This is a genomic window from Pseudomonadota bacterium (assembly GCA_011049115.1).
GTDB lineage: Bacteria > Desulfobacterota > Anaeroferrophillalia > Anaeroferrophillales > Tharpellaceae > DSCM01.
In genome coordinates this window covers 1-3650 of sequence record DSCM01000088.1, presented here as the reverse complement: position 1 = coordinate 3650, position 3650 = coordinate 1, and the positions used below count along the sequence as shown (strand labels likewise).

Annotated in this window: 3 protein-coding genes and 1 pseudogene; all 4 read left to right on the top strand. The window is 53.0% G+C overall.

Annotated elements, in window-relative coordinates; genetic code table 11:
* Nucleotides 1-239 precede the first annotated feature (239 nt).
* Entirely contained in the window at nucleotides 240-1682 is a 1443-nt protein-coding gene (gene pyk / locus ENN66_07340; GenBank protein HDS16405.1) for a pyruvate kinase, read from the top strand.
* 34 nt (nucleotides 1683-1716) lie between these two features.
* Nucleotides 1717-2298 carry a flavin reductase family protein gene (locus tag ENN66_07335; protein ID HDS16404.1) on the top strand — a complete coding sequence of 194 codons (582 nt, stop codon included), beginning with the start codon at nucleotides 1717-1719 and terminating at the stop codon, nucleotides 2296-2298.
* 72 nt (nucleotides 2299-2370) lie between these two features.
* Complete coding sequence (locus ENN66_07330; GenBank protein ID HDS16403.1) at nucleotides 2371-2829, top strand: YaiI/YqxD family protein; 459 nt, start codon at nucleotides 2371-2373, stop codon at nucleotides 2827-2829.
* Nucleotides 2830-3266: 437 nt separating this feature from the next.
* A pseudogene (locus tag ENN66_07325) lies at nucleotides 3267-3530 on the top strand (VOC family protein).
* Nucleotides 3531-3650 lie beyond the last annotated feature (120 nt).

Sequence of the window (3650 nt, the reverse complement as noted above, 5' to 3'; positions counted from 1 at the left end):
TTTTCCTCCTTTGCTCCTGCAAAGGGGCTTTCCCGGAGGAGAAGCCTATTTTATTTTTCGCCGGATCGGTAGAACCTATCCGGGTCCACCACCAGAGGTGGTGGGTTTATGAACAACTAAAATTTGAGCCGGGACAAATCGCATCATGATCTCTTGCTGATATCCCAGGCCTGGAAAGCATGCGATCAATGCCGGGTCCTGAACCATACAAAGCGGAAACCTCTGATAATGAAGATTGCATGGCCAGAACAAAGATAATTGCAACCCTGGGACCGGCGACAGCCGATAAAGCCCTTATCGAAAGATTGATCCTGTTGGGGGTGAATGTTTTTCGCCTCAATTTCAGCCACGGTGATCATGCGTTTCATGACCGGCTTATCAGAGATGCGCGCAGCGCCGCGGAAAAGCTGAACAGGCCGATTGCCCTGCTTCAGGACATTTCCGGGCCCAAAATCCGGGTGGGGCCGATGGAGCCTGTTCAATTGGTGGAAGGCGATTTTCTCCATGTCCGGAGAAGTGAATGCGCCGATGGATCATCTCATTGCATTGCCATCAATTATCCAAAAATACTCGACAGTGTATCCATCGGTGATCAGATCTATTTTGCCGACGGCACTATCCGCTCAACCGTGGAAGGTATTGATGCCGACAAGGTTACCGTGAAGATTCTGACCGGCGGGAAACTTACCACGGGAAAGGGGGTTAATCTGCCTGTCGGCCAGGTCAATCTGTCGGCGATTACCGAAAAAGACCAGGCGGATATTCGATTCGGCATTGCCCGGAACCTGGACCTGATGGCGCTTTCTTTTGTTCAGTCCGCCGATGACATTCGACAGGCCAAGGAACTTGTACGAAAGGAAGGAGGGGACACCCCGGTTTTCGCCAAGATTGAGAAAGGCTCGGCCCTGGAAAATATTGAAGAGATCATTCGTGAAGCAGACGGTCTGATGATCGCCAGGGGAGACCTGGGTGTTGAAATGGGCCCCTACATCATACCTGTGATACAGAAGCGGATTATTGCCAAAGCCCGGCAAAAGGGACTGCCGGTGATCATCGCGACCCAGATGCTGATCTCAATGGTGTCTTCGCCCTATCCCACAAGAGCGGAGGTTTCCGATATTGCCAATGCGGTTCTGGACGGCGCGGATGCGGTCATGCTTTCCGATGAAACTACCGTCGGCGATTATCCCGAAAAGGCGGTACAGGTTCTTGTCGAAACGATAAATGAAACAGAGGCGGATTATCCCTGGCATCGCGAATTTGTTGAAATGAAGGACAGCCGGAAGGCCATGGCGGCCGCGGCGGTTACCCTTTCCCAGCGCATGGAAGTCTCGGCCATAGTCACATTTACCGAAACAGGCCTGACCGCATTGATGGTTGCCCGCCAGCGCCCTGCGGTGCGAATCATCGGCGTCACCAGCAATGAAAAAACCTACAGGCGCCTGACCGCTGTCTGGGGAGTTGAACCTCTGCTGGTCGAACAAAATTACCAGGACAGCGACAAGGCGATTCTGAATTTTTACAAAAGAGCGGTCAAGCAGAAGAAGATCAATCCGGAGGAGCCGTTCATCGTCACCGTAGGCCGGCACTCAACCAGGACCGGAACAACCAATGTTGTCCAGCTTGTCGACAAGCAGAGTATAAAAGAGCTGCAGGATCTTGCCTACAAGCCAAGAAGATGATCTCTCTGACCCTTAATCATTGAAGGAAGTTCTTATGAAAAAGTCACTCGGGGCGAAAACCCTGATCGTACCCACGCCGGTCTGGTGCGTCGGGTCATACGATACCAGCGGCGCCGCCAATGTCATGACAATTGCCTGGGGAGGGATATGCTGCTCGAAACCGCCCTGCGTGACCATTTCCCTGCGCGAGGCCACATACACCTATGGCAGCATAATGGAGAGACAGGCCTATACAATCAGCGTTCCATCAGAACAATATGTCCGTGAGGCTGATTTTTTCGGCCTGGTATCCGGGCGCAGCGTTGATAAATTCGCGCAAACCGGGCTCACACCGGTCCGGTCCGAACTGGTTGATGCGCCATATGTCGGAGAGTTCCCGCTGATTCTGGAATGCAAGGTGATTCATCACTACAAAATCGGCCTGCACGCCCAGTTTGTCGGCGAGATAGTGGACTGCAAAATAGATGAAAGCCTGGCTGACGGTGATGGCGGGCAGGATATCGAAAAGATCCGTCCCCTTGTCTTCAGCCCCGGCAGCCAGAAATATCACGGAATTGGGGAATTCATCGGCAAGGCATTCAAGGTCGGCAGAAAATTGCGTAAGGAGGAGGAATAGTCAAGGTCCCCATGGAAAGTGGTCAGGTGAGCCGGGTCATGAAAATCGAGAATTGATAAGCGAGGACGGTTGATGCAGATCTGGGTTGATGGCGATGCGTGCCCGAACTCGATCAAGGAGATCCTTTATCGGGCGGCGGAAAGGGTCAAGGTTCCGCTGGTCCTGGTTGCCAATTCAATTCTCCGTCCTCCGCCTTCGAAATTTATCAGGACCATCCGGGTCGCGGCCGGGCCTGATGTTGCCGATGACGAGATCGCCCGCCGCTGTGAAAAAGGAGACCTGGTGATTACCGCCGACATCCCCCTTGCCGCCAATGTGATTGCCAAAGGCGCTTTTGCCCATAATCCCCGGGGAGAACTCTATACGGAAGAAACCATCAGGGAGCGGCTGTCGATGCGGAACTTTATGGAGGACCTGCGAAGCAGCGGCATCGACACGGGCGGACCCGCAGCCCTGAACCGGAAAGACCGGCAGACCTTTGCCAATAATCTGGATCGTTTCCTGATCCGATGGCTCAATTATGGCCTTTAGCCGTGTAATACTGCCCGTGTACATGGGTTGCCGCAGTAACCGGAAATCCAGTCAGGTCTAAAAATTTTTTTCCGCATGTAATGCCCAGGGGCACCCATTCAAACTGGAATTCCTCCCGCAGGCAGGCGGTCCCTTTCTCATCGGCGATAACGTCCCGTCAGGCCGGATTTGTTCCTGTTCTCCCGGACCGGTGACGCACCGCCCTGATCCCGCGACCTCGACATACGAACCTTCCCGATTATTTCCTGAATAAATTCAGAGCGTTGGCGCGCTCAAGCTGAGCTTCGCCCATTGGCATATTTATTGCTGATTACAGCTTGCGACGCTGGTTGCACATTTGCTGAACAGAAAAAACGATGATTCGCGACCAAATCGGATGAGCAGTGGACTCCTGATGCGGCCGCAAAAGGGAAGGAATTTCATGAAGGAGGCATGCAATGACACAAACAATACCGGAAGGATATCGGAGTGTTACGCCGATGGTCATGTTCAGGGATGCACGGAAGGCCATCGAATTCTATCAACAGGCTTTTGGCGCCGTCGAGCGGTTCGTCCTGCCGGGTCCCGACGGCAAAGGGGTGATGCACGCCGAGCTTCTGATCGGCGACTCGATCATTATGCTGGGGGAAGAACACCCGGACGAACCCTGCAAGAGCGCGGAAACAATGCAGGGATCTCCGGTGAGCTTCTACCTTTACCTTTTCTTCTACAGTTGGCGGCCATTTTTGGTCGATCTTGCCTTGTAACCTGTTGATTTTACGTGATCGAGTTTTTTTTGAGCTCAAAAGCGTGGTGCCAACGATTTTCTTCTTTTTCCTTGA

Excerpts from the sequence above, each read along its gene's own strand:
- pyk (HDS16405.1), top strand. The coding sequence starts at position 240 with ATGGCCAGAACAAAGATAATTGCAACCCTGGGACCGGCGACAGCCGAT.
- ENN66_07335 (HDS16404.1), top strand. The coding sequence starts at position 1,717 with ATGAAAAAGTCACTCGGGGCGAAAACCCTGATCGTACCCACGCCGGTC.
- ENN66_07330 (HDS16403.1), top strand. The coding sequence starts at position 2,371 with ATGCAGATCTGGGTTGATGGCGATGCGTGCCCGAACTCGATCAAGGAG.